At 64.4% G+C, this 26045-nt stretch carries 27 protein-coding genes; 13 read left to right on the top strand and 14 right to left on the bottom strand.

The window, feature by feature from the left end; all coding sequences use genetic code 11:
• Window positions 1–74: 74 nt before the first annotated feature.
• Both AC6I9R_RS06950 and AC6I9R_RS06955 read left to right on the top strand, forming a co-directional pair.
• Window positions 75–572 (top strand): hypothetical protein, encoded by a 498-nt coding sequence (locus tag AC6I9R_RS06950; RefSeq protein WP_461428097.1) that lies wholly within the window; start codon window positions 75–77, stop codon window positions 570–572.
• Between the two features lie 34 nt (window positions 573–606).
• Window positions 607–2241, top strand: a complete 1635-nt coding sequence (locus AC6I9R_RS06955) for an AMP-binding protein (RefSeq protein WP_461428190.1) — start codon at window positions 607–609, stop codon at window positions 2239–2241.
• Between the two features lie 160 nt (window positions 2242–2401).
• On the opposite strand, the gene AC6I9R_RS06960 is transcribed toward AC6I9R_RS06955, so the two are convergent.
• Window positions 2402–3685 carry a DUF3422 family protein gene (locus AC6I9R_RS06960; protein WP_461428098.1) on the bottom strand — a complete coding sequence of 428 codons (1284 nt, stop codon included), beginning with the start codon at window positions 3683–3685 and terminating at the stop codon, window positions 2402–2404.
• Window positions 3686–3836: 151 nt separating this feature from the next.
• Entirely contained in the window at window positions 3837–4598 is a 762-nt protein-coding gene (locus tag AC6I9R_RS06965) for an SDR family NAD(P)-dependent oxidoreductase (protein ID WP_461428099.1), read from the bottom strand.
• Between the two features lie 190 nt (window positions 4599–4788).
• Here AC6I9R_RS06965 and AC6I9R_RS06970 point away from each other — a divergent pair, with 190 nt between their 5' ends.
• The 7 genes from AC6I9R_RS06970 to AC6I9R_RS07000 all read left to right on the top strand — a co-directional run bounded on the left by AC6I9R_RS06970 (window position 4789) and on the right by AC6I9R_RS07000 (window position 10656).
• Window positions 4789–6363: a Re/Si-specific NAD(P)(+) transhydrogenase subunit alpha gene (locus AC6I9R_RS06970; protein WP_461428100.1), complete on the top strand. Its 1575-nt coding sequence runs from the start codon at window positions 4789–4791 to the stop codon at window positions 6361–6363.
• Between the two features lie 15 nt (window positions 6364–6378).
• On the top strand, window positions 6379–7866 hold the full coding sequence (locus AC6I9R_RS06975; RefSeq protein WP_461428101.1) for an NAD(P)(+) transhydrogenase (Re/Si-specific) subunit beta: 1488 nt from the start codon (window positions 6379–6381) through the stop codon (window positions 7864–7866).
• A gap of 115 nt (window positions 7867–7981) precedes the next feature.
• A complete protein-coding gene (locus AC6I9R_RS06980) occupies window positions 7982–8485 on the top strand; it encodes an aggregation factor core (protein ID WP_461428102.1) in 504 nt (167 codons plus the stop codon).
• Between the two features lie 89 nt (window positions 8486–8574).
• Window positions 8575–8940, top strand: a complete 366-nt coding sequence (locus tag AC6I9R_RS06985; protein ID WP_461428103.1) for a hypothetical protein — start codon at window positions 8575–8577, stop codon at window positions 8938–8940.
• A gap of 97 nt (window positions 8941–9037) precedes the next feature.
• The gene (locus AC6I9R_RS06990) at window positions 9038–9607 is read left to right on the top strand and encodes a cobalamin biosynthesis protein CobQ (RefSeq protein ID WP_461428104.1); all 570 of its coding nucleotides are present in this window, start codon (window positions 9038–9040) and stop codon (window positions 9605–9607) included.
• 61 nt (window positions 9608–9668) lie between these two features.
• A complete protein-coding gene (locus AC6I9R_RS06995; RefSeq protein ID WP_461428105.1) occupies window positions 9669–10079 on the top strand; it encodes a hypothetical protein in 411 nt (136 codons plus the stop codon).
• A gap of 109 nt (window positions 10080–10188) precedes the next feature.
• Window positions 10189–10656: a Dps family protein gene (locus AC6I9R_RS07000; protein ID WP_461428106.1), complete on the top strand. Its 468-nt coding sequence runs from the start codon at window positions 10189–10191 to the stop codon at window positions 10654–10656.
• Here AC6I9R_RS07000 and AC6I9R_RS07005 read toward each other — a convergent pair.
• The 4 genes from AC6I9R_RS07005 to AC6I9R_RS07020 form a co-directional block, all read right to left on the bottom strand.
• Entirely contained in the window at window positions 10653–10943 is a 291-nt protein-coding gene (locus AC6I9R_RS07005) for a DUF1289 domain-containing protein (protein ID WP_461428107.1), read from the bottom strand. The genes AC6I9R_RS07000 and AC6I9R_RS07005 overlap by 4 nt on opposite strands.
• A 20-nt stretch (window positions 10944–10963) precedes the next feature.
• On the bottom strand, window positions 10964–11146 hold the full coding sequence (gene hemP, locus AC6I9R_RS07010) for a hemin uptake protein HemP (RefSeq protein WP_461428108.1): 183 nt from the start codon (window positions 11144–11146) through the stop codon (window positions 10964–10966).
• Window positions 11147–11223: 77 nt separating this feature from the next.
• On the bottom strand, window positions 11224–12354 hold the full coding sequence (locus tag AC6I9R_RS07015) for an acetoin utilization protein AcuC (protein ID WP_461428109.1): 1131 nt from the start codon (window positions 12352–12354) through the stop codon (window positions 11224–11226).
• A complete protein-coding gene (locus tag AC6I9R_RS07020) occupies window positions 12351–12875 on the bottom strand; it encodes a glutathione peroxidase (protein ID WP_461428110.1) in 525 nt (174 codons plus the stop codon). The genes AC6I9R_RS07015 and AC6I9R_RS07020 overlap by 4 nt, the downstream gene beginning before the upstream one ends.
• A gap of 107 nt (window positions 12876–12982) precedes the next feature.
• On the opposite strand from AC6I9R_RS07020, the gene AC6I9R_RS07025 reads away from it, so the two are divergent.
• Complete coding sequence (locus tag AC6I9R_RS07025) at window positions 12983–13474, top strand: NUDIX hydrolase (RefSeq protein WP_461428111.1); 492 nt, start codon at window positions 12983–12985, stop codon at window positions 13472–13474.
• A gap of 160 nt (window positions 13475–13634) precedes the next feature.
• On the top strand, window positions 13635–14069 hold the full coding sequence (locus tag AC6I9R_RS07030) for a DUF1178 family protein (protein WP_461428112.1): 435 nt from the start codon (window positions 13635–13637) through the stop codon (window positions 14067–14069).
• A gap of 12 nt (window positions 14070–14081) precedes the next feature.
• Here AC6I9R_RS07030 and AC6I9R_RS07035 read toward each other — a convergent pair whose 3' ends face one another.
• Genes AC6I9R_RS07035 through AC6I9R_RS07050 form a run of 4 tightly spaced genes read right to left on the bottom strand, consistent with a single transcriptional unit; the run spans window position 14082 to window position 18128 of the window.
• Entirely contained in the window at window positions 14082–15266 is a 1185-nt protein-coding gene (locus tag AC6I9R_RS07035; protein ID WP_461428113.1) for a glycosyltransferase family 2 protein, read from the bottom strand.
• A 21-nt stretch (window positions 15267–15287) separates the two neighbouring features.
• The gene (locus AC6I9R_RS07040; protein WP_461428114.1) at window positions 15288–16160 is read right to left on the bottom strand and encodes a glycosyltransferase family protein; all 873 of its coding nucleotides are present in this window, start codon (window positions 16158–16160) and stop codon (window positions 15288–15290) included.
• 3 nt (window positions 16161–16163) lie between these two features.
• Entirely contained in the window at window positions 16164–17315 is a 1152-nt protein-coding gene (locus tag AC6I9R_RS07045) for a glycosyltransferase family 61 protein (protein ID WP_461428115.1), read from the bottom strand.
• Between the two features lie 3 nt (window positions 17316–17318).
• Window positions 17319–18128: a hypothetical protein gene (locus AC6I9R_RS07050; RefSeq protein ID WP_461428116.1), complete on the bottom strand. Its 810-nt coding sequence runs from the start codon at window positions 18126–18128 to the stop codon at window positions 17319–17321.
• A 360-nt stretch (window positions 18129–18488) separates the two neighbouring features.
• Between AC6I9R_RS07050 and AC6I9R_RS07055 the strand changes: the two genes are divergently transcribed.
• Together AC6I9R_RS07055 and AC6I9R_RS07060 are read left to right on the top strand one after the other, a co-directional pair.
• Entirely contained in the window at window positions 18489–18713 is a 225-nt protein-coding gene (locus tag AC6I9R_RS07055; protein ID WP_461428117.1) for a hypothetical protein, read from the top strand.
• Window positions 18714–18797: 84 nt separating this feature from the next.
• On the top strand, window positions 18798–19508 hold the full coding sequence (locus tag AC6I9R_RS07060) for a hypothetical protein (protein ID WP_461428118.1): 711 nt from the start codon (window positions 18798–18800) through the stop codon (window positions 19506–19508).
• A 181-nt stretch (window positions 19509–19689) separates the two neighbouring features.
• Here the strand turns inward: AC6I9R_RS07060 and AC6I9R_RS07065 are convergent, their stop codons facing one another.
• The 4 genes from AC6I9R_RS07065 to AC6I9R_RS07080 all read right to left on the bottom strand — a co-directional run bounded on the left by AC6I9R_RS07065 (window position 19690) and on the right by AC6I9R_RS07080 (window position 26044).
• On the bottom strand, window positions 19690–21990 hold the full coding sequence (locus tag AC6I9R_RS07065; protein ID WP_461428119.1) for a sulfatase-like hydrolase/transferase: 2301 nt from the start codon (window positions 21988–21990) through the stop codon (window positions 19690–19692).
• A complete protein-coding gene (locus AC6I9R_RS07070) occupies window positions 21987–22745 on the bottom strand; it encodes a hypothetical protein (RefSeq protein WP_461428120.1) in 759 nt (252 codons plus the stop codon). Before AC6I9R_RS07070 ends, AC6I9R_RS07065 begins: the two co-directional genes overlap by 4 nt.
• Complete coding sequence (locus tag AC6I9R_RS07075) at window positions 22738–24162, bottom strand: hypothetical protein (RefSeq protein ID WP_461428121.1); 1425 nt, start codon at window positions 24160–24162, stop codon at window positions 22738–22740. The genes AC6I9R_RS07070 and AC6I9R_RS07075 overlap by 8 nt, the downstream gene beginning before the upstream one ends.
• Window positions 24163–24238: 76 nt before the next feature.
• Window positions 24239–26044 carry a glycosyltransferase family 2 protein gene (locus AC6I9R_RS07080; RefSeq protein WP_461428122.1) on the bottom strand — a complete coding sequence of 602 codons (1806 nt, stop codon included), beginning with the start codon at window positions 26042–26044 and terminating at the stop codon, window positions 24239–24241.
• Between the last annotated feature and the right edge of the window lies 1 nt (window position 26045).

Here is a 26045-nt window from a genome sequence, read left to right on the forward strand (position 1 = left end):
GCCGCGCAAGCCAGCAGTTGATCACGGATGGGTGGGGGCCTAGGCTGGCGCAAAACGTGTTGAGAGGTGCGAGAATGACACGAGCGGTTTCGATTTTGGCGGTGCTAGCCCTGGCAGGCTGCGCCAACGGCGGGATTGGCGGGTTTGGGGGCTTGTTAAGCGGCAATGGCCCCGGAAGCGGCTTTGGCCGTGACGCGCCCGTGGAAGCGTCGGGCGAGGTGATCACCGAAGCGGTCACCGGAGAGGCCGCGGCCGAAGACATTGCGCCTGCAGACAGTGAAACCCGCGCCGCTGCCGTAGCGGCGGGCGACACCGCGACGGGCGATTCCGTGCGCGGGTTTACCGTCGCGAGCCTGGGGGATGCGACCCAGCCCGGCCTCTGGATCGAGACGCCCCTGGTGGACCGAGAGCGTGTGGTCACCGTCGTGGCCCCCAATGGCACCACCGTTGAGGTCACCGGGCGGCCCTCGGGCGGCGAGCGGGGATCAGGCTCCCGCCTGTCGCTGGCGGCGTTTCAGGCGTTGGGGTTGAGCCTGACGTCGTTGCCCACGGTAACAGTGATTGCCGAGTGATCGGCTGATCCCCAAGTTCGGCCCCTGGGCGCAGATGCGCGCGGGGTTCGCCTGGGATATTCCTTCGCAGCTCAACATCGCCGAGGTCTGCTGTGATCGGTGGGCCCGGGCCGAACCCGACAGGGTCGCCGTGCGCCACATCGGCCCGCCCGATGAGGTCTGGACCTACGGGCAGCTGCAAGCCGCCTCTGAAAGTCTCGCCGCCGTTCTGGCGTCGCGCGGCGTGGGGCGGGGCGACCGGGTGGCGATCCTGATGGCGCAAAACCCGCGGGTTTTGGTGGCGCATCTGGCGGCGCACAAGCTGGGGGCGGTGTCGCTGCCGCTGTTTACCTTGTTCGGCGAGGACGCCCTGCGTTACCGCCTGGCCGACAGCGGGGCCAAGGCGGTGACTGTCGACGGCGCGGTGGAGGACAAATTGCGCGCGGTCTCGGACGCGCCCGTGATCTTGTCGACGCGGAAACGCGGGGCAGAGATGTCGCTCGATGAGGCGATGGTGCAGGCGCCCCGGAATTTCCGCAGGGCCGGCACCGACGCCGATGATCCGGCGGTGATGATCTACACCTCCGGCACCACGGGCGATCCCAAGGGCGTGCTGCACGCGCACCGCTTCCTTTACGGCCATCTGCCGTGCATGGAACTGTCCCAGGGCGGCTTCCCGCAGGCAGGCGACGTGGGCTGGACCCCGGCGGATTGGGCGTGGATTGGTGGGTTGATGGACATGGCGCTGCCCTGCCTTTTCTACGGCGTCCCGCTGATCTCGCACCGCTTTGCCAAGTTCGAACCGGACGCCGCCTTCGCCCTGATGGCGCGGGAGGGGGTCACGAACAGCTTCCTGCCGCCCACGGCCCTGCGCATGATGCAGCACGTTCGCCCCCCGCACGACCTGCGCCTGCGCGCCATCGGCTCCGGCGGAGAGGCGCTCGGGCCCGACCTTCTGGACTGGGGCCGCACCACGCTCGGCTGCCCGATCAATGAGTTCTACGGCCAGACCGAAGCCAACCTGGTGATCGCCGCCTGCGATGGACCGACGCAACGCCACCTCGGCGAAGACCCATTTACGGAACGCACCTCCGGCGAAGACCTATTTATGAAACGCGCCTCTGGCGAAGACCAATTTATTGAACGCGCCTCCGGCGCGATGGGCCTGCCCGTCCCCGGCCACGACGTCGCCCTTCTAGGTCCAGGCGACAGACCGGTCGCGCAAGGCGAGGTGGGCGAGATCTGCGTCAAAGCCCCCGATCCGGTGATGATGCTGCGCTATTGGAACAAGCCCGAGGCCACAGCCAACAAGATCCGCAACGGATGGCTGCGCACCGGCGATCTCGCCACGCAAACGCCGGACGATCAGTTCATTTTCCACGCCCGCGATGACGATGTCATCACCTCGGCAGGCTACCGCATCGGCCCGGTCGAGATCGAGCAGGCGCTCTGCACCCACCCCGACGTCACCCTCGCCGCCGTGGTCGGGGTGCCCGATCCGCTCCGCACGCAAGCCATCGTCGCCCACGTGGTCCTGCGCCCCGGCGCCGATCCCTCCAACATCGAAGACACCCTCAAAACCCTCGTCCGCACCAAAGCCTCCGCCCATATGGTGCCGCGCCAGATCATCCTCGCCGAAAGCCTGCCGATGACCACCACCGGCAAAATCCTCCGCCGCGCCCTCCGCTAGCCACCAAGCACCACAGCCCCCATTTCCCCGTTCCGTAAATATCCCGGGGGGTCTGGGGGGCTGGCCCCCCAGCGTGAGTCGTGGTCTGGACGGTGCCAGTTCGAGCCGCCGTCCGAGGGTCCAGCCCCCAGCGCTGTCGCCGACACCGTCGGCGAAACCCCTACTTCTCGATGGAGCGCCGGATCGCGCGCAACGCCAGCCACACGACGGTGACCACCGGCACGACAGCCAGTGCCGTTAGAATGCGGCTCTCGACCCCGAGGGGCTCGGCCAGGGGTGCCAGCAAATACCCCACCAGGGACACGGCGTAATAACTGATCGCCACAATCGATAGGCCCTCAACGGTCTTCTGCAACCGCAGCTGAAGATCGGACCGCGCGTCCATCGATTCCAGCAACTGCTGGTTCTGGGCCGAGCGGTCCACATCGACCCGGGTGCGCAGCAGATCCCCGGCGCGGATCGCGCGGTCGGTCATGCTTTGCAGCCGCCGCTCCGTCGCCTTGACCGTGCGCATGGCCGGATCAAACCGGCGCATCATGAACTCGCCAAAGGTCTGGCGGCCCTGGAACCGCTCTTCGCGCAATACCTCAATGCGCTGGTTCACCAGCGCCTCATAGGCGCGCGTCGCCCCGAAGCGGAAGGAGCTTTCGGTCTGCAATTGCTCCAATTCCGCCGCCGCCCCCAGAAGCGCATTCAGCGTCTCGTCGGGCTTGGCCAGATCGCCCGTCAGGTCACTGATCAGGCTGGAGAGTTGCGCGTCGATCTCTCCCATCCGTTGCGAGATGGCGCGTGCGCGGGGCAGGCCCAACATCGACATGGCCTTATAGGTCTCGATCTCGCAAATCCGCTGCACGATCCGCCCGATGCGCCGGTTGCCGGTGTTTTCATTGGTGAAGACGGCAAACCGCATGTGCCCGGCGCTGTCGATGCGGAAATCTCCGGCGACGATGGCGGTCTTGTCGATGACGTGCGACGCGGCCAGGCTTTCCGGGACGAACCATTCGTTCAGCTGATCGGCGATCTCGCCCTTGAAATCTGAGGCATCGGCAAAGCGGATATGGGCCGAGGTGATCCGCACGCCCGGCCCATCATCCAACCAATCCTCTGGAAAGACGTCCCAGGCGGCGGGATCGAAGGGGCGGTCCACCGAATTCTCCATGAACGCCGTATAGGTCACGAACTCGGTATGGCTTTCCCATTTCAGGTGAAAGCGCCCGAGCTTGGCGAAATAATGGGTTGCGTCGGGGCTGGGGTGCTGCGCGCCGAACCGGTCCAGAAGCGCCAGCAAGTGGTCGCGGTCCTGATCCCGGTCGCGCTTGGCAGAGGCGACCGGCTGCTTGATCGCCAGATAGACGGCCTGTCCCGGGCTGACGAGGGTGGGGAACGGGCGGGCGTGCAGTTCATTGGCAAGCTGGTAGCGGAGCGGATGATCTTTCAGCGGCATGGCGCGCGGCGTCCCCTTGGTGCGTTAGCGCAGATGTAGTGGCATCTGCGCCCATGTAAACCCGGAAAATTCAATGATTTTAGAGGGTTGCTGGGGTGCAATTGTATACCGAACCGGCCAAGCACCGGAATTAGCGCGATAAATTGCAGCTTCAGGACACCTGTCCGCCCGCAATCTGGATCGCCTGGCCATTCACACTGCGGGCCGCTGATGAACAAAGCCAAAGCGCCGTGGCCGTCACCTCGTCGGTGCCAAGCAGCCGTTTGTGGCGATTGCCACGCGCCAGTAGATCCCGCGCGTCGGCCTCGGACATGTCCTGGCTTTCGGAGATCTGGGCCGCGTTGCGGTCCACGATGGGCGTATCCACGTAGCCCGGGCAGATGGCGTTGAAGGTGATGTTGGAGCCCAGGTATTCCTCGGACAGCGTCCGCACGAGCCCGATCACCCCGTGTTTGGAGGCGGTGTAGGCCGAGGCGCCTTTCAGGCCGCGCAGACCCGCGATGGACGAAATCGCGATCATCCGGCCCCAGGCGTCCCGCTCCAGCGTCGCCAGCGCTGCCTGGAACGTCAGGAACACACCGTCAAGGTTGGTCGTCAGCGTGGTGCGCCAATGGTCGAGCGTTTCGTTGCGGAAGGCGGCGGGCTCGGCAATGCCCGCGTTGGCGACGCAGACCGAGATCTGGCCGTGCAACTCGGCCGCTTCCTGGATGCCGTCGCGGACCGAGCCTTCGTTGGCCACATTCATCTGCATCGGGTGCAGGCGCGGGTGCATGGAGGCGACAGACTCCAGCCGGTCCTTGTTGCGCCCGGTGATCGTGACGTTGGCGCCCAACCCCGCGAGGCCCAGGGCAATTCCCAGACCAATGCCCGTGCCGCCCCCTGTCACGAGTGCATGGTGTCCTGTGTGATCCATCTGCTGCGCCCTCTGGTTGAGTGCCCACAACCTGACGCAACGATGTGTCCCTGTATACCAAAGAATGCGCAAGAAATGTACGCGGTGCGGGCGTCTACCCGTTGTCCCGCCCGCAACGCCTTGGTAATGGGCACTCTGGTGGCCTTCGGGCCGTGGGGATGAAAACAACTGGCCAACTGGGGGAAGTGCGATGAAAATCGGAGCTCCGAAAGAGATTGAGGCGGGTGAAGCGCGGGTGGCGATGACGCCAGACTCGGCATTGCAGCTGCAAAAGCTTGGATACGATTGTGTGATCGAGGCAGGCGCAGGCGCGCAGGCCGGGTTCTCGGACGCCGCCTACAAGGACGCAGGCGTTGAGGTTGTGAAAACCGGCGCGGCGCTTTGGAAAGCCGCCGACATCGTGGCCAAGGTTCGCCCCCCCACCACGGCGGAAAGCAAGAAGCTGCGCCAGGGCCAGTTGCTGATCAGCTTTTTCTACCCCGGTCAGAACGAAAAGGGCATGGAGGCAGCCCGCAAGCAGGGTGCCAATGTCATTGCCATGGATATGGTGCCACGGATTTCTCGCGCCCAGAAGATGGACGCGCTGAGCTCTATGGCCAATATCGCGGGCTACCGCGCGGTGATCGAGGCGGGCAACAACTTTGGCCGCTTCTTCACCGGTCAGATCACGGCGGCGGGTAAAGTCCCGCCCGCCAAGGTTCTTGTTGTCGGTGCGGGTGTTGCGGGCCTGGCGGCCATCGGCACCTCCACGTCCTTGGGTGCGATCACTTACGCTTTTGACGTGCGCCCCGAAGTGGCCGAACAGGTCGAGTCGATGGGCGCAGAGTTCGTCTTCCTCGATTTCGAGGAAGAGCAGCAGGACGGCGCAGCGACCGGGGGCTATGCCGCCGTGTCCTCGCCCGAATTCGCCGCCGCGCAGTTGGCCAAGTTCCGCGAGTTGGCGCCCGACATCGACATCGTCATCACCACGGCCCTGATCCCGGGCCGCGACGCGCCGGAGTTGTGGACCGAAGATATGGTCGCGGCGATGAAGCCGGGCAGCGTTATCGTGGACCTCGCGGCAGAGCGGGGCGGCAACTGCAAGCTGACCGTCAAGGACGAGAAGATCGTCACCGACAACGGCGTCACGATCATCGGCTACACGGATTTCCCGAGCCGCATGGCCGCGCAAAGCTCCACGCTTTATGCCACAAACATCCGCCACATGATGGCTGACCTGACGCCCGAGAAGGACGGTGAGGTCAACCACGACATGGAGGATGACGTGATCCGCGGTGCGACCGCCGTCTATGCCGAAGAAATCACCTTCCCGCCGCCGCCGCCCAAGGTGGCCGCAATCGCGGCCAAGCCCAAGGCGCCTGCCGCCAAAGAGCTGACGGCTGAGGAAAAACGCGCGCAGGAAGTGGCCGAGTTCAAGGCGCAGACCAAACAGCAGGTGATCCTGTTGGCGGTCGGTGCGGCGCTGGTTCTGGGGGTGGGCACTATCGCGCCCGCCTCCTTCATGCAGCACTTCATCGTGTTCATCCTGTCGGTCTTCATCGGCTTCCAGGTGATCTGGAACGTCGCCCATTCGCTGCACACGCCGCTGATGGCGGTGACCAATGCGATCTCAAGCATCGTGATCCTGGGCGCGCTGATCCAGGTGGGCTCCAGCAGCATCTTGATCACGATCCTCGCGGGTCTGGGTATCCTCATGGCGTCGGTGAATATCTTCGGCGGCTTCCTCGTGACACGGCGCATGCTCGCCATGTTCCAGAAATCTTAAAGGGAGGCTGAGCACATGGATTTCGGTTTCACCATCGCGGCTTACGCAGTCGCAGGCGTCCTTTTCATCCTGTCCCTCGGGGGCCTCTCCGGGCAGGAAAGCGCGAAACGCGCGGTGTGGTACGGCATCGCGGGCATGGCGATTGCGGTTGTCGCAACGCTGATGGGCCCAGGCGCAGGCCTGTGGCTGATGTCGCTGATCCTGATCGCCGCCGGTGCGGCGGTCGGCTACCAGCTGGCCACCAAAGTGCAGATGACGCAGATGCCCGAGCTGGTGGCGATCATGCACTCGCTTGTGGGTCTCGCTGCCGTCTTCGTCGGCTTCAACGCGGATATCGAGTTGTCTCGTGTGGCGGGCATGTTTGCCGGGGCGGATATGCCGTTCCCGCAACCGGAAGGCCCCTTGAGCGCTGCCGTCTACGAGATGACCAGCGGCATGTCGTCCTTCGCGGCACTTCTGGCCAAGAAAACCGCCGTCGAAGTCGGCATCCTGCGCGTCGAGCTGGTGCTCGGCATCTGGATCGGTGCGCTGACCTTCACGGGCTCTGTCATCGCCTATGGCAAGCTTGCAGGCCGCGTAGATACCTCGGCCAAGCAATTGCCCGGCGGGCATATGTTGAACGCGGGCGCGGTTGCGGCCTCCCTGATCCTGGCGGCAATGTACCTGGGCGGCTCGGGCAGCTGGACCCTGGTCCTGCTGACGCTTCTGGCGCTTTTCATCGGCTACCATCTGATCATGGGCATCGGCGGCGCGGACATGCCTGTCGTCGTCTCGATGCTGAACAGCTACTCCGGTTGGGCGGCGGCGGCGATCGGTTTCTCGCTTGGCAATGATCTGTTGATCATGGTCGGCGCGCTGGTCGGATCCTCGGGCGCGATCCTTTCCTACATCATGTGCAAGGCGATGAACCGCAGCTTCGTGTCAGTGATCCTGGGCGGCTTCGGTGGCGCCACGGGCGAGCAGATGGCTGTGGAGGGCGAGCAAGTTGCCATCGACGCCGATGGCGTGGCGACGGCCCTGAATGAGGCCGACAGCATCATCATCATTCCCGGCTACGGCATGGCGGTCGCGCAGGCGCAGCAGGCGGTCAGCGAGCTGACCAAGAAGCTGCGCGCCAAGGGAAAGAACGTCCGCTTCGCGATCCACCCGGTGGCGGGCCGTTTGCCCGGCCACATGAACGTGCTGCTGGCCGAGGCCAAGGTGCCCTATGACATCGTGCTGGAGATGGACGAGATCAACGAGGACTTCCCCGATACGGACGTCGCCATCGTGATCGGCTCCAACGACATCGTGAACCCTGCGGCCCAGGATGACCCCAACAGCCCCATCGCCGGCATGCCGGTGCTGGAATGCTGGAAGGCCAAGCAGGTCTTCGTGTCCAAGCGCGGGCAGGGCACGGGGTATTCCGGCATCGAGAACCCGCTGTTCTTCAAGGACAACACGCGGATGTTCTATGGCGATGCGAAAGCCTCGCTCGATGCGCTTCTGCCGAAGATCGACTGAGCCTTCGGCTTGTCAGGCAAACGCGCGCGCCCCGGGGGACCGGGGCGCGCGTTTTTTGTGGTGCGGGGGTGTTTGCGGCCTAGGTGACAAGCCAAGCAACACGAAGGGGCCTGCCATGCGTTTGATCTTCACCTGTCTGACGATAGGAGCGCTCAGCGCGCCTGCCGCCGCCGATGTGCTCGTGCGGTTCCAAGAGGGCGCGCCGACGGATCGGTTTATCTTTGAGGCCACGGGGTCCTGCCCAATTGAGGCCGCGCGCCTGACGCTGGACCTCTCGGGGTCGGACGCGGGGCTGGTCTTCGACGTCACAGCCCAGGGCGCGGGGGTGGAGGTGTTCCAACCCTTCACGCTGGTGTCGGGCGCGGATCTGGTGACCGGCACATCCGGGGTGACGGACGGGGACCAGCGGTTGAGCCTCGACGTGGCCCGTCTCGACCCCGGCGCGCGGATCGCCTTCACCATCGACATCGACGACACGCTGGAGGGCAGCCAGATCACCGTGTCGGGGGCCGAGATCGCGGGCGCGCAGGCGATCCTGCAGATGGGGGCTGAGGTCTTTGCCGCCCCGTTCCGCGCAGATGCAACGGCCCGCATCCCCCTCGCGGCCTGCCTGTCCTAGGCCGCCCGCGAAGAAATCACTTCTGGCAAAGGGGGCAGCGGGTGTAGGGTTCTGCCATTCAATCCGACCCTATTTCCATGAGGCCCCTAATGATCCGCTCCCTTCTTGCCGCCACCGCCCTTGCGCTCACGACAGCCACAGCCTCCCTCGCGCCCTTGCCTGCACAGGCAACAGGCCACGGCTGCCAGCAGGTCCGCTTCCCCAGCGGCGCCTATGCCCACACGGTCCACGGTCACGCCAACCCGCATCAATCCCAGTGCTACTACCTGCCCGTGCGCCACGGTCAGCAGGCGCGGGTGCGGATCACTTACGGGCCGGTGTTCTTCTCGACAACGCATACCAACGGCACCTACCAGGACGTGCAGTTTCGCACCGTGAACGGGCAGCTCTACGTCTACGTCCACACCGACTACGCCGGAAGCCAGCCCTACGGCATTGAATTCGTGTTCGTTTAAGCCGCCCTTTGTATCGCGCAACGTCCCGGGCGGGTGACACGCGCACCCGGCCCGATGCGGCCTTTCCTCGAGCGGTCAAAGTCGTCAGGGTGGCGCGATGAATACGCCTGCCCATCTGATCTTTGGCGCGGCTGCCTTTGGGCGGCCGCAGTACCGTTGGACGCTGCTTGCCGCGCTTGCCGGCGGGCTCGCCCCCGACCTGTCGCTCTATCTCATGGTCGGCTGGCACCTGCTGATCCTTGGCACCGATGCCCGTGTGGTGTTCGGAGAGCTCTACTATTCTGACACCTGGCAGGCCGTCTTCGCCGTCGACAATTCGTTCCTGCTGTGGGGCGTGATCCTGGCCCTCGCGCTTTGGCGCGGCTGGCGCCCGCTGGTGGCCTTCACCGGCGCGGCGCTTCTGCATATCGCGCTCGATTTTCCGCTTCACGCAGGCGACGGGCGGCCGCATTTCTGGCCGCTGAGCGATTGGGTCTTCGACAGCCCGGTCAGCTATTGGGACCGCAGCCACTACGCGGGCATCGTCGGCCCGCTGGAGCTGGCGCTTTGCGTGCTGCTTGTTGTGGCGCTGTGGCGGCGGGTGCCGTCGTGGCCTTGGCGGCTCGCCTTCGCGCTCCTGCTGCTGGCCGAGGCCGGGGCCAACAACGTTTGGGCCTTTGTGTTCTAGCAATCCCTTGCAAAGGGGCAGCGGATGAATTACCTGAGTAATATACTCAGGAACATCTGCCATGCCTCTCCTTGCCCACGGTCTTCCAAATCCTGCATTTGATCCCGCGCCGGCTGCGACGGAAGACCTGACGCATCTGGCGATCCTGCGTCTGCACTGGGCGCGCAGCCGCTGCCTGCCACGCTATGACCTGATGGCAACCCGCGCCCAAGCCGCGCCATCGGTGGAGGCCGCGACGCTGGAGCTTCTTCAGGCCCTCGATTGCGCAGAGGCGCTTGGGGGGTTGCACCTATTTGAACCCGGCGCGCAGCAGCTGAGTTTTGATGAGAAATGGCTGTTGGCCTGTCTCGCCGCCGCCACGGCGAAAGACACCGACAGCCTGACGTTCCTGCTTCACAGCCGCCTGAAGCGCTGCGTTCGCCGCCAGATCGGGGCGCGGGTTCTGGGCCTCGCAGAACTGCTGCGAAAATAGTTTAGAATTGTTCTAGACAATCGTCGGGCAGGCTCTACTTTACTTCTGTAGCCAGCCTGGCCCTTCGGCCTGCCAGCCATGTTTATCCACATTTTCAGAAGGGATCCCCATGCAACCTGCTGCTGATCTTAGCCCCAATGCGCAAACCGCCATCTGCGAGGCGCTGAACCAAGGCGTGGCGGAAACCGCCGTCACGACGATGCTGGCGCAGAACTTTCATTGGAACGTGACCGGCATGGGCTTTGGCCCCCTGCATGCGCTTTTTCAGGAGGTCTATGAGGATCACTTCGTCGCCCAAGACGACTTGGCCGAGCGGATCAAGGCGCTCGACGGGCACGCAGAGGGGACGCTTGCGGGCATGATCGCGCGCTCGAAGGTGGATGAGCATGACGGCCACGCCGATGACCGCACGATGATCGCGGCCCTGCAAAAGGCGCAGGAGACCCTGGCGGCGACCCTCGGCGCGGCGGGTGCTTTGGCGTCCGAGCATGGCGATACGTTGACGGAGGATCTGTGCATTGCACGGGGGCAGGTCCACGAAAAGTTCGCCTGGATCCTGCGCTCACACCTGCGCTAAGAGGCCTTGGCTTGCGCGTCCGGGGCCAGTGGCACCGGGGGCGTCACGCCCTTCTTCAGGCATTTCTTGGCGTACTTCGGGGACCAATGGGAATACTTTCCCATCACATCCTGCTGCGCCACCAGCATCTCGACAAAGCCCGCCTGATGCGCGGGCTTTTTCAGGTTTTTGAACAGCGACTTCTGCGCCTTGGTCATCGAGCAACCGATGCAATGGCCACCGCGGCGAAACTTGCACACATCGATGCAAGGGCTGGGAACTTTGGAGCTGGGACGTTTCTTCGACATGCCTGGCCTGTGTCTTGCGGCTATTTGGTCAGGATCAGCTTGCCTGCGCGCGTGATGCGAAGCGTGTAGGCCTTGTCGTCCAACACGATTGTCGCGGTGCCTTCGGTCCCGACCAGACGCTGCGCGTCGTAGGTGGGGTTTGCCATGGGGCGTACGGGCGGTGGGGTGCGGTCTGGATCGGTCATTCGGGCTTGATACGTCATGGTCTGTTCCCTTCGGTTCGGGGCGATGTCTTAAACCTGACTAAATAAGTCACCTATGTCAATCCTGAGTCTTTCACTCAGAACAAGCCACGCACGGTGAGCGTCTTGATGCCGTCCAAGACCTCTGGGCGAACCGGGCCGGGCCGGGGGGCATCGCGCAGGGTGGTGAACCAAGGCTCGGGCGGGTTGCGGCCCGCGCGCGCGCCCTCCCATTTCAAGGCGCGCAACACCGCCTCGGCCGGGGCGGGGACGCGGTCTGGGACCGGGTGGCCGTTCAGCGTGGCCCAGACACCCGTCCACAACCGGCCCACGGACCAGGGGTTATAGCCGCCGCCGCCCAGAACCAGCAGGCGTGGCGCATTCAGCGCCATCAAGGCGCGCAAAACGGCCCAATGGGCGTTGTTGGACAGGGTCAGGCGGCTGAGCGGGTCTTCCGTCACCGCATCGGCGCCGCATTGCAGGACAATCGCATCGGGGCGGAATGCAGCAACGGCGGGCAGGATCAAGTCATCGCGGATCACCGCCATCTCAGAATCATTGAAGTCGCGCGGGACCGGCAGGTTGAGGCAATTGGCCACGCCGCCCGAGGTCGCGCCGTCATCCTCCAGCGCGCCGGTGAAGGGCCAGCGCCGATCCTCGTGGATCGAGATCAGGAGCGTGTCGGGATCGCCTGCAAAACCTTCCTCCACCCCGTCGCAATGGTGGGCGTCGATGTCGACATAGGCGATGCGCTCTGCGCCATTACGGCGCAGCGACAGCATCGCCAGGACCGGATCGTTGAGGTAGCAAAACCCGCCCGCGCGGTCGCGCATCCCGTGGTGGGTGCCACCGCCGGGGTGGTAGATCACGCCGCCATTCTTCAGCAGCTCTCCGGCCAGAAGCGACGCGCCCGCCGCCGTGGCGGGGCGGCGAAACATCTCGGGGTAGATGGGGTTGGACACGGTGCCGAGCCCATGGCGCGCGCGCACGGCGTCGCTGACGGCCTGATCGGCCTCGGCCTGTTGCAGCGCGGCGATGTATTCAGGGGTGTGCCAGACGGAAAGCGCCGCGGGTTTTGCGCGGGGCGAGTTGCGGTACTGATCGGCCCCCAGCCATCCCATCGCGCGGCTCAGATCCATGACCGTCGAGACGCGCGGCACCCGCAGGGGATGCCAGTGCCCGTAGCTGGAGCCGCGGTAAATCTCGGAGCCCAGAAAAAGCGGTGTCACGCAGTGAGCAGCCCGTTGATCGCGTTGCGGATGCGTCGGCCCATCGGATCGGGACCCGCGCCCCAGGTGGCCACCGGGCGGCCTGAACCATCCAGCAGCACCTTGTTGAAGTTCCACTGCGGGACAAAGCCATGATCGCGCGCCATCCACCGGTAGAAGGGATGGGCACGGGGCCCGCGCACGGGCTGGATCGTGGTCATCGGCAGGGTCAGGCCGAAGTGCATCTCGCAAAACTCTGCCACTTCGGCGTTGCTGCCAAGCTCCTGCGCGAAATCATCTGACGGCACGGCCAGCACACGGGCGCGCCCGGCGTAGGCCTCGTGCAGGGCTTGCAGGCCCGCGTATTGGTCCGTGAACCCGCAGAGCGAGGCGGTATTGACCACCAGCAGCGGCTGCCCGCCCCAACGCGTCAGCTCATAGGTTCCGCCATCGATGGAGGGGAACGTGAATGGCAACGCCGCAAGGGAGGGGCGCGAGGCCAAGGTCGCGGCGGCGGCGGTCAGGAACAGGCGACGGTCCATGGAAAATCCTTTTGATCCGCAAGAGGTATCGCGCGGGCGCAACAGGTCAACCGGGCCCGCGCGACACAGGTGATTGCGTCGCGCGGGCCCCCATGCAAATACGCGCCATGGCTGACACGTCGCAACCCAATGCCCAACGGCCCCTGCGCATTCGCGCGGATACCAAGCGCGACCCGCGAACCCAGTTCGCGGGCCTGCCATTTCGTGTGATCAAGGGCAAATCGGGCAAACGGGTGGAGGTGCTTCTGGTCACCTCGCGCGAGACGCGGCGTTGGATCATCCCCAAAGGCTGGCCGATGGATGGGATGACCCCGGCCGAGGCCGCCGCCCAGGAAGTCTGGGAAGAGGCGGGCGCGCGTGGCAAGGCCTATGACACCTGCCTGGGCCTTTATTCGTATCGCAAATGGATCAGCGCGGACGCGCATCTGCCGGTGATCGTGGCGGTTTTCCCCATCAAGGTGCGGGAGTTGGCGAAGGATTACCCCGAAGCGTCCGAGCGGAAGCGCAAGTGGTTCAGCCTGAAAAAAGCCGCCTCCAAGATCGAGGAGCGGGACCTGAGGCAGCTGATCGTGGCCTTCACCCCGGAACGTCTGACGTAAAGCGTTCCGCCTTTTACCTGGGACATCGGATAAAGGCGGGGCGCGTGCAACGATCAAGCCGTGCACGGCGCTCTTCCAAAAGCTGTTACTCAGGTTTTTGGCGGAACGCTTTCAATCAAACGCTTGAAGCGCGTGGGAATTCGCATAGGTCTAGGGGGCAATGATCAGATACACCCTGAAATGTGGCGAGGGCCACGGCTTTGAAAGCTGGTTCCAATCGGCAGAGGCCTTCGATGGCCTGGCCGGGAGGGGGCTTTTGAGTTGCGCGGTGTGTGGTGGAAGTGACGTGTCCAAAGCGCTGATGGCGCCGCGCGTCACCGTGGATGCTCCGCCCGAGGCCGACGCGCCCGAGCGGCCCCTGTCAACGCCCACGCACCCGGCGGAGGCCGCCCTGCGCGAGATGCGCGCCCATGTGGAGAAGACGGCGACATATGTTGGCGGCAATTTCGCCCGCGAGGCCCGCGCCATGCATGTGGGCGATGTGCCCGACAAGCCGATCTATGGCCAGGCGCGCCCGGAAGAGGCGCGCGCGTTGATCGAGGATGGCGTGCCGATCCTGCCCTTGCCGGGCGTGCCGGGGGACAAGGCCAACTAAGCCTCAAGGGGCTCAGCCCCAATCGCCGTAATCCGGCGAGATGCCCCGCGCCAGCAGCTCCTTCGCATCGGCGGCATCGCGGCGCGCTTCTATTTTGCCAACGGATTTGGCGACGGCGCGCGCGATGTGCAGATCCTCGACCCCGTCGGCCTGCATCTTGGCGACAATCTCTTTGCCTTGGGGGGCGAGGGGCTGGGGAAACAGGACATCATCGAGCGCCTCAAAGGGCGTGGCGGAGGCCTCCGCCAAGGCGGCCATGTCGGCGTCGTAGGTCGGGCCCGCACGCAGCGCCTCGCGGGTGGCGGCGTGCCAATCCATCGCGCGAGCATAAAGCGCGGCGAGGTCAGGATCTGAGAGGTATTCTGCCACACGGGTCTGCGTGGCCGTGGCGCAGCGGTCGAGGCCCGGCTGCGGCGTCTCGTTCCGGTCGAAGATCGCATAGTACGTCGCGTTGTACTTGTCGGGCTTGGCGTTGACATTGCCCCGCGCGGCGCGGCGCAAGTAGGCCTCCTGGCTTTGGGTGGCGAAATGGGCGATTTCGGCATGGGCATACCCCAGCGTCGCCAGGGAGGAGCGCCACATCCCCTCCATGAACCCATGCGTCATCGGCTTGGCGGAGCCATTGACCCAGGCCCGTCCGTGCAGCGCCGATTTGTCAGGGCCTTTCACGGTGGGGCGGTGGATGCCAAGCTTCATGCCGTCGAAGGGTTTGAACAGGGTCTTCACGCCCCAGCCCTTGCGATACAGGTCTGGCGCGCCGCGCGGGTACGCCTCGGGCACCGGCGCGTGCGTCCATTCCCGCAGGCCATTACCGCCGCGCATCCGCCAGGTCAGCGCGAAGCCGTCGGCTTCGGGCGCTGTGGCCAGCAGGTCGTCCAGACGCCCCGCGCCCACCTTGATCTGCACATATTCATCAACGTCGAGCGCGATCAGCCATTCGCTGTCGGTGACCGCCTCCAGCTTCATCGCGCGGCGCAGGGCGAGGGGTTGCGGCTTACCGCCCGGCGGCACCTTGTTGCGCTGGTGAATGACCTCTCCCATCGCTTCCAGACGGTCGAGCATCGCGTCCGTGCCATCGCTGCAGTCGTTGGTGAAAACGACGATGCGGTCAAAGCCGATCAGGCGGTGATGGGCGATCCAATGCAGCAGGAAGGGCGCCTCGTCCTTCATCATCGACACGATGGTGCGCCCGGTCATGGCCCTAGTGCCCCCGGGCCATCAGGCGCGGCCGAAGAAACGCTCGGGGATACGGACGGGTAACCCGTGTTCCATATTACGCGGGTCGCGGGACGGGCGCGGGCGCTTGGCCGGGCCGCCGTCTTTTGGCTCGATCGGGAATTCCGCCATGCCGATGGCGCGGGCCTCTTCCCAGTCGATGGGCTCTGCCGTGGCGGTGTCTTCAATCGCGGCGATGCGGTCGGTCTGGTGGCCCACGAAACTGCGGTGCTGCGTCGTGCCGCCGCGCGCCTCCATCCGTTCCTGCACGATACCCGCATCGGCCAAGGCCAGGTGAAACATGTAGAAATGCGGCGAGATCACAACCGGCCGGTTCAAAAGCCTATGCGCGCCGCCTGCCCAGTTGTTCCAGCGGCTGATCACGAAGGGTTTGGTGTAGCGGTCGGCAATGTAACCCGCGCGGCGTTGGCCCAGGATCGGTTGGGCGCGGTCCACGGGCGTCGTCTCATCGGGGCCCTGGACCACGTCACAGCCAAGCGCAAAAATGTATCCCGCCTCCACCTGCTCGGTGGCCAGCGCCGTTTCCCAATCGAGGTTTGAGGCCGGGTCGATCAGCACATATTCATCCACATCGCAGCGCACCACGTTCTCGTAGCGCTTGCGCAATTGGTTGGAGAATTTGGACATGTGGCTGGCCATGAACCGGTCGTTCTTGATCCGGCGGCGCGGGGCCTCCAGCACGACCTCGGCGTTGACGCCGGTCAGGTCGACCTGCGGTTCCCAATCGTCGCCGTCCATAACCACGTAAAGATGCTCACGCCCGCCCACGATAGGGGCGTAATGCGCGATCCATTTCTCAAGAAAGAAATGCTCATGGCGGACATGGGTCACGGCGCAGATGGGGTGCTTTGCCACGGCCTAACCCTCCAACTCGTGGTGAACGAGGGGGGCTTTGACCCGCTCGGCCATGGCCGCGACCGCCTCGGCGATCTTGGCCTTCGAGGGGTTCGTCCATTTCGTGCCAGCGGGCAGGAAGCCACCCTTTACAAGGTCCGCGCAGACGGTCGGAAAATCCAGCGTCGCGTGGGTTTCGCGCTTCACCACGCGGCGGCCTTCGGGGAAGAAGAAGCCGGTGACGGCCTCGATCCGCGTCGGCGCATGGCCCTGCCAGCGGGTGAACTGGGCCAGGTAATCCTCGATATTGCTGGAGGGGCCGCGATTGATGATCGCAACCTTCGTATCCGCGCGCACCAGCATGGCCGCCATATGCAGCGACGAGGCATCGAGCGAGACGATGCGTTTGGCCGATTTATAGGCCGCGATCTGCTCTTCAATGCCGTGGTTCTGCGGATGAAAGACGGTGTAGCCCGCCTTCTCCATCTTCTGCTCGATCAGGTCCTCCAGAATGACCGACCCGCGTTTGGACGGCAATTTGCTGCGCGAAATATAGAGGTCCTTGGCGCCGTCGGCGGGGATCGCATGGCCGAGGGTGTTTTGCATGTAATGGCGGTAGTTGGGGCGCGCCTCGATCATCTCGCCGATGCCGAAAGCGGGCTCGGGCGTGGCGAGTTGGTCGATGATGACAGGCTGTTGCGGTACGCGGATCTGGATCTTGTCCGCGCCAAGCCCCATGGCCGCGAAAAACGGCAGCTGGTGGCGGTAATGGCGCCGCTCATGGGCAAGCTGGTTCTTGGGGTAGAAGACGATGCCTGCGATGGGACCAAGCTGGTCCAGCGCCCACAGCCGGGAGGTGCTTTCGCACAGGAAGTGGCCGAAGTGGCCGTAGAAGAGCCCCCCGAACAGCCAACGGCCCGCCAGCCGCTCGGGCGCGGGGGCGTCCGTGGGGGGGACAGGTTCAAACGTGATCGGCGTGTGGTGATAGCGCCAGCAATGGCCTTCCGGCATGTAGGCCCCATGCGCGTCAAACAGCCCCGCCGCGCGCAGGGATCTGCGATCTCCGGTCTCGCTCCAGGGCACTAGGGTCACGTCCGAGTGCCAGGTCGGCGTCCAGTTAATCGGGCGCTCGGGGTCGAAATCGAGCGCGGGGGTGGGCGCGGGCGCGTTGATCATCGGCTATTCCAGCGCGTCTTCGGGGGTGATCCCCACCTCCTGGCACATGCGCCAGGCGTAGGAATTCTCCAGCGGCGCATTCTTGCGCCACCACGGCTTGGTGCCGTTGGTGTAGAGGTGGACCGAGACGGTATCGTCGCTGAACCAGCCTTCCACGCGGCCATGGGGATCGTAGAAAATATCGTTGAGCTGGAACGGCACGGGGTAGAGCACGTCCGAGGTCATGGCCTTGTCGATATCGCCCGTTTGCCGCGCAAAATGGGTGAAGGCTTGAGGGCCAAAGGCCGTCCGCTCGGTCTTGTAGATCCGCACGGCCAGCGGCAGGTTGCTGTCCTGGCGGTCCATCCGCTTGCGCTGGCGCGGGTTCCACCAGGGTGGGTAGTCGGGCAGGTTGTCGTAGTAATCCAGGAGCTGATCCATCAGCTCGCCCTGCTGCGGGATGCCCACGACGCCGCAATTGAGCGCCCCGCGCATGCCGTGGCCGGCGTAAATATGCTCCCACTCATCGGGGAAGGGGGCGTGGCAGAAGGCGTCACAATCGATCCAGATCGCACCCGTCTGCTGGATCATCTTGTAGCGGAAGACGTTGCTGAGGAAGCTGGCCGAGGTCGCCTCCACGATATCCATGGGGATATCCATGATATCCGTCGCGGGCTTCACGATGACGCCCTCGGGGGCGTTGGTGACCTTGTCGGTGCAGTAAAGCGTCACCGGATGGCCGTGCTTGAGGTGCGATTTCAGGCAGAGCTGGTTGAGATATTGCAGGCTCTCGCCGATCCAGAGAGAGGCGACGGGGCGACGGTTGAGGTCCATGGGCTGGCCTTTTTTGTTGCTCGATGGGGCGGCGGATTTGTCCGCGCTTGCTTGGGGGTCTTTTTGGACGGTTTTGGGCTGTGAGGCAAAGGGTTTCGGGGAGGATTGGTTAAGGTGTTGCGGGGCTGCATGGGCGGGATGCGCAGGGGTGCTCAAGCTTGAGCACGCGAGTAAGGTATTGGTTTTGTTTGTAAATCAATCTGGCATTAAGGGTTTGTTAAGGTTTTGCGCAAGCGCGCTGGCGGAGGCCCGTCGGTGCGAGCGCGACGCGTGGTGTTGGTTGCGCGCTAAGCTGGCGCGCGGGGTCGTTATGCTCGACAGGGCAGATACCTTGGAAATGGCATATGTTTGAGCGTCTGTATGGGACGTCACGTCGAGATTGATGCGGGTGATGTGGCGGTGGGAGATTTGGGGATCGAAGCGATATCCTATGGGCCGCCTGCGATGTCGAATTATCCCCTTCGCCATTATCTGGGCCGCAAGGGGGAGGGCGCGACGCTGGAGTGTGCATGTCTGCTGGCGCGGCACGCAGACTGGTCGGAGCGCGCCGTAGCGCCGGAAACGCCCAAGCCGTCGCGAGCGTGACGGGATATCGGCAAAATCTCTTGAAAAGAAACAGAAAATTTCGCAGTTTTTAGGGGCACCAAGATACTAAGGATGAATAATTCAATGACCATCGGCACCGAATTCGTTCCACAAACGATCAACCCATCCGATTACCCGCAATTCCCTAGCACGACACCACAGCTGTATAAGGCGGTTCCAGCGAATTATGACGCGCTACAGGCGATTGTGAATCACGGCGACCATCCAACGCTGACATGGGCAAAGGAATACTCCTTTCCGATCCCCACCAGCCCGTTCCAGTCCATCCCGTCGGACTTGCAGGCCGTCAGCTATAGCTACTGGTCGTGCATCTTGGCCGAGGAGTCCAACGTTACCAGTTTCAACTTCAATACGTCCGTCACCCAAACGGTCAGCAAAGAAACGACCGAGACGCTCAGCGGTACACTTGGCATCAAAGCAAAGGGTTTTGAGGCGAGTGTCACCGGCACCTACAGCGTGGAGCACACCGTGACATCAACGAAGGACACGGAGATTGATCAGAGCTACAAGTTCACAGAACCCGCGAACCGTATCTACGTTGTTTGGCAGTTGCGCATGCGCATGGGGATCACGGGGGCAGACAAGGAAACACTGTTTGCCTACGACGGTATCATCAAGGAGAATTCGCCCGGGTTCCCCAACAAATTTCACGGCGATGGCGCAAGGGCGATCAGCTTCAACGCGGCCCGCAACTGGATTGATCTGCCTGTCGATCGCCCGGCGCTCATGGTTTATGACAGCTCTGGCAAAGCACTGAACCGGCCCGAAAGTTAAGCGCGGCGACTTAAGCCGACCCGCATTAACCTTGGCTTCTCAGGGTGGGTTTCGCCCACCCTGAGGGCGCATCCCAGTTTAAAGCAGAAATTCACAAACCTGACTCACTTAACGCTGCCTGAAATCAAAGATTTCAACGCGTTAAGTGATGCGTCGTGTTGCAGGTCAGACGAATTTCGCTCTAGACGATCTGCGTTGTGATGTCCGCGTCGCCCGCGACGCCGTGGATGTCCAAGATCGTCAGGCCACAGCGGAGCCTTGTCCCGTATTGCGTCCGCGTGACACTCGGCGTCGCGGGCCAATCGGAGAGGTCATAGCGCTGCGCGGCGTGCCACCTGTGGATCACCGTGACGCCGCCGTAAGCGGGTTTGATGACCTTGGCGCCCGCCTCTGGCGTGATGTGGGTGAGGCCGGAGCCTGTGGCGATTTCGTGATCACCTTCACCGATGTGGAGCTCGTTCTGGCCCGGCCCGGTGTCAATCGTTGAGGCGCCTTCGCCGTCGTAGATGACGTCGTTGCCGTGGCCGCCGAAGATGTGGTTTCGGCCTGAGTTTCCGTGGATCTCGTCGTCTCCGGTGCCGCCGTCGAGCGTGTCGCGGCCGGGGCCGCCGTGGAGGGTGTCGTTGCCTTCCTCGCCGTAGAAGCCGTGGCGGCGGTTGCCCTGTTTGGCCTTGGCGATCATCGTGTCGTTGCCGCGGCCGCCGTAGAACGTGGCGGAGCCGTGTTTGGGGCCGATCATGATGTCATCGCCGCTCGATCCGGTGACGTCGACCTCGACGCGTTCGGAGGTTTCGAACTCGATGGGGCTGTCGGGGTGGGCGACGATGCGGATGCGTTTGCCTTCGGGCTGGGGGCCTTTTCCGGCGCCTTCCTCCTTGCGGGAGACGACGGTGGCGATGCGGATTTTCTCTATGTTGGCAGGCACATGGAGGATATAATCGTCAGGCCCTGCCATGTACCAGAGCGTATCGGTGCCGCCGTCTTTTTCCTCTTTAATCTTCTCGGCGTCGGCGCCGTAGGCCCAATAGTCGTTGTCGGCGCGACCGCCTGCGAGGACGACGGAGCCGTCGACGGCCATCATCGCGTTGACGCCTTGGGCAGGGTTTTCGAACCCGCGCAGGTCGAGGCCGAGGTCCAGCGCGCCTCGGGTCAGCTCGTCACGGAGGGTTTCCAGGGGGGCGCTTTCGGCGAGGTTTTGGGTCTCGCCGGGGTCGTCTTCCAGGTCGTAGACGTGTTCCTCGCCGTTGGGGTAGCGGAAGTAGCGGTATTGGCTGAGGCCCTCGATGGAGGGGCGCACGGAGAGGGTGCCGAAGACGCAGGTGATCGGCGATTTGGTCGCGTCATAGGTGCCGAAACTGTCGTCGATCAGCGGCAGGAGGGATTGGCCCGAGGTCCAGTCGGGGCGGGGCGGCAGGCCTGCGAGCTCCATGATGGTTTTGGGGATGTTGTGGAGGGAGACGGGGAGGGCTTCGACACGGGGTTCCAGGTCCGCGTGCCAGAGGCCAAGGGGGATATGCGCGGCGCTATCCCATTGAGACATCTTGTGAAAACTGTCGTGGTTGCCAAGGTTGAAGCCGTTGTCCGACAGGAAAATGACGGTGGTATTGGCGGTCAGCGGCGAGGCGCGGAGGGCGTCCATGAAGCGGCCGATCTCGTGATCGACATGGGAGATGCAGGCGAAGTAGGCGCGCACGACCTGGCGCCAGGCGTCGTCGCCGGCCTTCTCGGGCGTCCAGACGCCGTTGGCGATATAGGCGGCCTCATAGACGGCGAAACCGGGCTGGGGGCCGAAGTAATCCTCGGGCGCGGCGATGGAGGGCCAGACGATGTCGGCGGGGTCGTATTGGGCGTAGAAGCGGTCGGGGGCGACAAGGTTGTAGTGGGGGTGTTTGAAGCCCAGTTGGATCAGGTGGCGTCGGGACGGGTCGGCGCGGGCCAGGTGGTCGATGGCGTTCTGGGCGACGTTGTGGTCGAAGAACGTGTGGTCGTATTCGCCCTGATCATCGGGGTGATTGACGCCTTTGATGCCGGGGCCGCGGTCGAGGTAGGCGTGGACGCCTCGGCGCTTGCCGCCGTCTTGGGCCAGGGCATCCTCATGGAAGAGGATGCGGCGGTATTCTTCGGGCATCGGTTTGTAATTGCTGTCAACTTTGCCGGTGGTGAAGTTGTAGAACCCGGCGCGGCGCAGGTCGTAGGCCCAGGCTTTTTCGGGTGGGTATACGTCACGCCAGAAGCGGTTGAGGTCGACGAGGCCGGAGCGGAAGGGCGAGATGCCGGTGGCCAGTTCGGCGCGGCAGGGCGCGCAGAGCGGCACGGTGGCGTAGGCGTTGGAGAAGCGCACGCCTTCGGCCATCAGGCGGTCGAGATGCGGGGTCTGGATTTCCAACCCGAACGTCGTGCGCCAGGTGAAGACGTCGATCATGTCGTCAACCCAGATGACGCAGATGTTGCCGTCCTGGATGGTGTCGCGGGTGAAGCTCATGCGGCGGCCCAGAGGTGATGGCGCTTGAGGGCTTTGAGGGCGCGGGTGTCGGCGGGGGCGTCGGAGTGCAGGAGCGCGCGGCCGGGGAACAGCCAGACGTCAAGGATCAGCGCGGAGCCGAGGGTTTTGAGAAGGCGGGGGCGTTGGTTGCGGCAGCCGATGAAGAGGCTCGCGGTGCCCTGGAGGATGCCCTCCTTGGCCTGGGTGTCGATGCGGTTCGGGCCGAGGGCGAGGGCCAGTTGGTCGCCGAAAAGCGACACGACGGCCAGGCGCGGGGCGTCCTGGTCGGGGCAGGGCAGATCGACGCTGGCGCGGCCCTGGTCGTCCTTGGCGGTGAGCACGCCCGCGGTCTCGGACAGGAAAACGTAGTTGCCCACGCGCTGGGCGTTGAGGGCGAAGAGCGTGCGCGCGTCTTCGCCGGGTGGGGTGTAAAAGCGCACGGCGATTGTCGCGGTGGTGGCGTCGGGGGCGGCGTCTTCGGCCACGACGCCGCAATGGGTGCCCGCGCGGCACTGCAGGCCGGTCAGCGTGTCGACCTCTCCGATCTGGCCGTTGCCTTTGTTGGGCTCCGTCGGCTCGGCGGGCGGGCCGCCGTCATAGGCGCGCCACAGGGAAACCGCGCCGGTGGCGGGGTCTTGCTCCATCTGCGGCTCGGACCCGTGCCACCAATGGGCGCCTTTCAAGGCAGCGGAAACGGCGCCGGGATGGGCAGCGCAGAGCGCGCCGGGGGGCAGGTTGGCGGGTAGCTCAAGCATGGCGGCCCCCGGTGATCGGCAGATGGGCGGGCAAGGCCCACCGGTGCAGGGTCACGCCGGTGGCGCTGTCGAGGTGCCAATCATCGCGCAGCGCGCCGGGGCCGTGGGTGGCATAGGCGAGTTTGGGCGCGGGGCCTTTGGGGGCTTTGGAAAGCGTAAGGAGGAGGGTTTGAGGATCGTCGGGAGCGATCTGGATGTCCGTGATCTCAGCGGCGTTGTCGCAACCGGTGAGGGTGAAGCCCATACCGGGGCCTGCGCCAAAGGGGTCACTTTCGTCGAGCACCAACGGGCCTGCGGCGCGGGTGGCGACGCGCAGGGTGGTGCCTTCAAGCTCTGCGAGATGCAAGGTGGGGCACTTCCAGGTGGCGGCGTCCGCAATGGCCGAAGCGGTCATCTCGGCCTGTTGCTGGCGGGCGTCTTCGGTGGGCCGATCATAGGCGTCGCGCGCAAACATATAGGCGGGGGCGGAATGGAGCAGGCGGTGGTCGCCGTGCGACCAGCTGAGCTCCCACTGGCCGTCCAGCGCGGGGGCAGGGGCCAGGTCCGGCAGGGCGGATTCGAACCGCGACACGAAGAGGGGGCGGTCGAAGCCAAGCTGCCAAAGCCCCTCGCTGATCGCCTCCATCGTGGCGAGCATACCGTCGCGATAGGCGCTTGCGGTTTCCGAATGATCCTCTAGCGCGAAATCCAGCGAAACGGCCAGGATCTTGGACTTTTTCTGCATTAACTCACAAGCGGCACGGAGGTTGCGGGCGGCGGCCAGAAGGTTCTCCACAGCTTTTCCACAGGCCAGATCTGCGGCTGTCGTCGACCCGTCGGTCTCGACCCGGGTGAAGAACAGGGGCAAGGGGCCGTAATCCGCCATGCGCCAGTCGAGCACGGTTTGGGCCACCAGCGCCTCGTGCGTCATCTCTCGCAGATGCTCCAGCCGGTCCATCGGCTTGGCCGCCTCCAGCCCGGCGTGGCCCACCGCGCCGATGTCATCGGCGGGGGCCACGATGTGTTGCGGGTAGCGGGCGGGCTGCCGCGTGGCCAGCGCAGCGCGGGCACCGCCGATGCCTAGGATTCCCAGAACCGGGCCGTTGGTTTCGGCGATGATATCGCCGCCGTCGACATGGGCGCGGAATCCGCGCACGCCTTGGTCGCCGGGCAGGCGCGCGGTGAAGGTGATCCAATTGCCGTCGGCCCGCGCGTCCCAGGCATCGATGCCCTCGGGCAGATCAACGGCCGCCGCTTTGGGCGCAGTGACAGCCGCCGCGCCCCGGTCCGGCAAGCGAAGCGCCAGGTCTTCCACGACTCTGTCGGCCAGTCGCAGGACCAGCCCCGAGGGATCATAGCGGATCACGTCACCGTTCTTGGCCCGCAACACGACGCCGTGGCCCTCGATCAGGTCGTCTTCGTCTGAGTGATCTGCCACCATTTGCCCCTTCGTTCCGGGTCACGTTATGCCAGCGCGGACCCGCTCGCCAAGCCCAATGCTTTACCCCAACGTGTTACAGCGTGCCATTGAATTGCAGCGAGCCCGAGGCGGCGCGCTCGGGATCCTCCGTAAAGCCCTTGTCGGCCAGGATCGGCGCGTAATCGGCGCGGTAGGCCTCGGCCTGATCGTCGGAGATCACGGGCAGGATGACGCGCTTCACACCGCTGAGGTCCTGGCCTGCGAGGCGGGGGGCAGGCAGATCCGCCGCGCGGCCGATGCGGAGCGCTACGGGTTTGAAATCCTTGAGATAAGCGGCAAGGCCAGAGGCCTCTTCTGGGCCATCGGAGGGGAAGATCAGCGGCCCGTCGGTGAACTTCAGGCGGTCGCTGGCCACGTCCGCGCGTTCCGCCAATTGCCGCCCGTAGGCCACCAGCGGCGCGCGGCTGTCCTGGGCCATGTAGATCAGCCCCTCGCTCATCTTCACGGTGCGCATGGCGATGAAACCGACGCCCGCGCCGATTTCCAGCACACGGGGGCAATGGGCGAGGTATCCGGCGATATTGCGGGCGTGGCGGCGTTCAAACCGGCCCAGAATGATCACGTCGAGGCTTTCGGGCGAGAAGACGCGCGGGTCGGCGGGCAGGTCGATGCCGTGGTTTTCCACCCATTCCAACCCGATATCGCCGGAGGTGTCGATGTCGCCTTCCACGTAAGGGTCGCCGTCGGTGGCAGCCCATCCGGCGACGTTGTCGTTGCGGCGTTCCTCGATGGGTTTGGCGGCGACATCCTTTTCGACGCGGGACATGAGCGCGGCGATCTTGGCGGGGTCACGGGCCTGGGGTGGCTTGGCTTCGATCTTGGTGATGGGGACTTTTCCGGCCTCGATCAGACCTTCGCGGAGTTCGATGTAGGCGTCGGTCTGGCGGTATTCATCCAGGCGTTTTTCGACGCGGTCGAGGGCGGCGAAGTGGAGGTCGTGGAGGACGGGGTCCTTCAGCAGCTCTGCCATGATCTCGGCGCGCTTTTCGGCGTGCAGGAGGGCCGTGGTGTCTTCGACTTCGTTGCGGTCCTGAAGGGACCAGTAGTCGTTGTTATATTTGTCTTTTTTGTTGTTCACGTTGCCGCGGAACTTGCGGACGGCGTAGCTGTCGACGGATTTGACGGCGTAGTGGTTCATCTGCGCCCAGTCGTAGCCCACGGTGCGGCGGATGGAGCGCCATCCACGGAACTTGAAGTAGTCCTCCATCGGGCGGCCCGAGCCGTTGAGCCATTTGACGCTGTCGGGGAAATCGGTTTCCAGCCATTTGTTCTTGATCGACGGGCGGTGGATGCCGAGTTTCCAGTGCTGGTGGTCGAATTTGAACAGCGTCTTCACGCCCCAGCCCTTGTTCCAAAGGGGCGGGGCGGCGCGGGTATATTGCTCGGTCACCGGATCGCGGGACCATTCCACGACGCCGCCCGAGCCATAGATGCGCCAAGTGATGACGATGCCGTTGGCGTCTTGCGCTGTGGCGTCGTCAATCATGCCTTCGACGGAATGGGAGGGGTGTTTGATGCAGAGGAATTCGTCGGCATCGAAGACCAGCACCCAATCGGCCTGGCGCACGATGGGCTCGGCCTGGGCGTGTTTCAGGGCGGAGGGTTGCGGCTTGATGCCTTCGGCGATGACATTCTCACGGTGGTGGCCGAGGCCCAATTCCTCCAGCCTTTTCAGCATGGTATCGGTGCCGTCGGAGCAATCGTTGGTATAGACGAGGACGTTGGTGAAGCCCACGGCGAGGTGGTGGGCGAACCATTCCAGAAGGAACGGCGCCTCGTCCTTCATCATCGACACGGCAAGCACTTGCCCGTGTTTGGAGGTGTTCTTGAGGTGCTGCACG

It is taken from the genome of Gymnodinialimonas sp., assembly GCF_059726805.1.

Coding starts and splice junctions, on each gene's coding strand:
- AC6I9R_RS06950 (WP_461428097.1), top strand. CDS start 75: ATGACACGAGCGGTTTCGATTTTGGCGGTGCTAGCCCTGGCAGGCTGC.
- AC6I9R_RS06955 (WP_461428190.1), top strand. CDS start 607: ATGCGCGCGGGGTTCGCCTGGGATATTCCTTCGCAGCTCAACATCGCC.
- AC6I9R_RS06960 (WP_461428098.1), bottom strand. CDS start 3,685: ATGCCGCTGAAAGATCATCCGCTCCGCTACCAGCTTGCCAATGAACTG.
- AC6I9R_RS06965 (WP_461428099.1), bottom strand. CDS start 4,598: ATGGATCACACAGGACACCATGCACTCGTGACAGGGGGCGGCACGGGC.
- AC6I9R_RS06970 (WP_461428100.1), top strand. CDS start 4,789: ATGAAAATCGGAGCTCCGAAAGAGATTGAGGCGGGTGAAGCGCGGGTG.
- AC6I9R_RS06975 (WP_461428101.1), top strand. CDS start 6,379: ATGGATTTCGGTTTCACCATCGCGGCTTACGCAGTCGCAGGCGTCCTT.
- AC6I9R_RS06980 (WP_461428102.1), top strand. CDS start 7,982: ATGCGTTTGATCTTCACCTGTCTGACGATAGGAGCGCTCAGCGCGCCT.
- AC6I9R_RS06985 (WP_461428103.1), top strand. CDS start 8,575: ATGATCCGCTCCCTTCTTGCCGCCACCGCCCTTGCGCTCACGACAGCC.
- AC6I9R_RS06990 (WP_461428104.1), top strand. CDS start 9,038: ATGAATACGCCTGCCCATCTGATCTTTGGCGCGGCTGCCTTTGGGCGG.
- AC6I9R_RS06995 (WP_461428105.1), top strand. CDS start 9,669: ATGCCTCTCCTTGCCCACGGTCTTCCAAATCCTGCATTTGATCCCGCG.
- AC6I9R_RS07000 (WP_461428106.1), top strand. CDS start 10,189: ATGCAACCTGCTGCTGATCTTAGCCCCAATGCGCAAACCGCCATCTGC.
- AC6I9R_RS07005 (WP_461428107.1), bottom strand. CDS start 10,943: ATGTCGAAGAAACGTCCCAGCTCCAAAGTTCCCAGCCCTTGCATCGAT.
- hemP (WP_461428108.1), bottom strand. CDS start 11,146: ATGACGTATCAAGCCCGAATGACCGATCCAGACCGCACCCCACCGCCC.
- AC6I9R_RS07020 (WP_461428110.1), bottom strand. CDS start 12,875: ATGGACCGTCGCCTGTTCCTGACCGCCGCCGCCGCGACCTTGGCCTCG.
- AC6I9R_RS07025 (WP_461428111.1), top strand. CDS start 12,983: ATGGCTGACACGTCGCAACCCAATGCCCAACGGCCCCTGCGCATTCGC.
- AC6I9R_RS07030 (WP_461428112.1), top strand. CDS start 13,635: ATGATCAGATACACCCTGAAATGTGGCGAGGGCCACGGCTTTGAAAGC.
- AC6I9R_RS07035 (WP_461428113.1), bottom strand. CDS start 15,266: ATGACCGGGCGCACCATCGTGTCGATGATGAAGGACGAGGCGCCCTTC.
- AC6I9R_RS07045 (WP_461428115.1), bottom strand. CDS start 17,315: ATGATCAACGCGCCCGCGCCCACCCCCGCGCTCGATTTCGACCCCGAG.
- AC6I9R_RS07050 (WP_461428116.1), bottom strand. CDS start 18,128: ATGGACCTCAACCGTCGCCCCGTCGCCTCTCTCTGGATCGGCGAGAGC.
- AC6I9R_RS07055 (WP_461428117.1), top strand. CDS start 18,489: ATGGGACGTCACGTCGAGATTGATGCGGGTGATGTGGCGGTGGGAGAT.
- AC6I9R_RS07060 (WP_461428118.1), top strand. CDS start 18,798: ATGACCATCGGCACCGAATTCGTTCCACAAACGATCAACCCATCCGAT.
- AC6I9R_RS07065 (WP_461428119.1), bottom strand. CDS start 21,990: ATGAGCTTCACCCGCGACACCATCCAGGACGGCAACATCTGCGTCATC.
- AC6I9R_RS07070 (WP_461428120.1), bottom strand. CDS start 22,745: ATGCTTGAGCTACCCGCCAACCTGCCCCCCGGCGCGCTCTGCGCTGCC.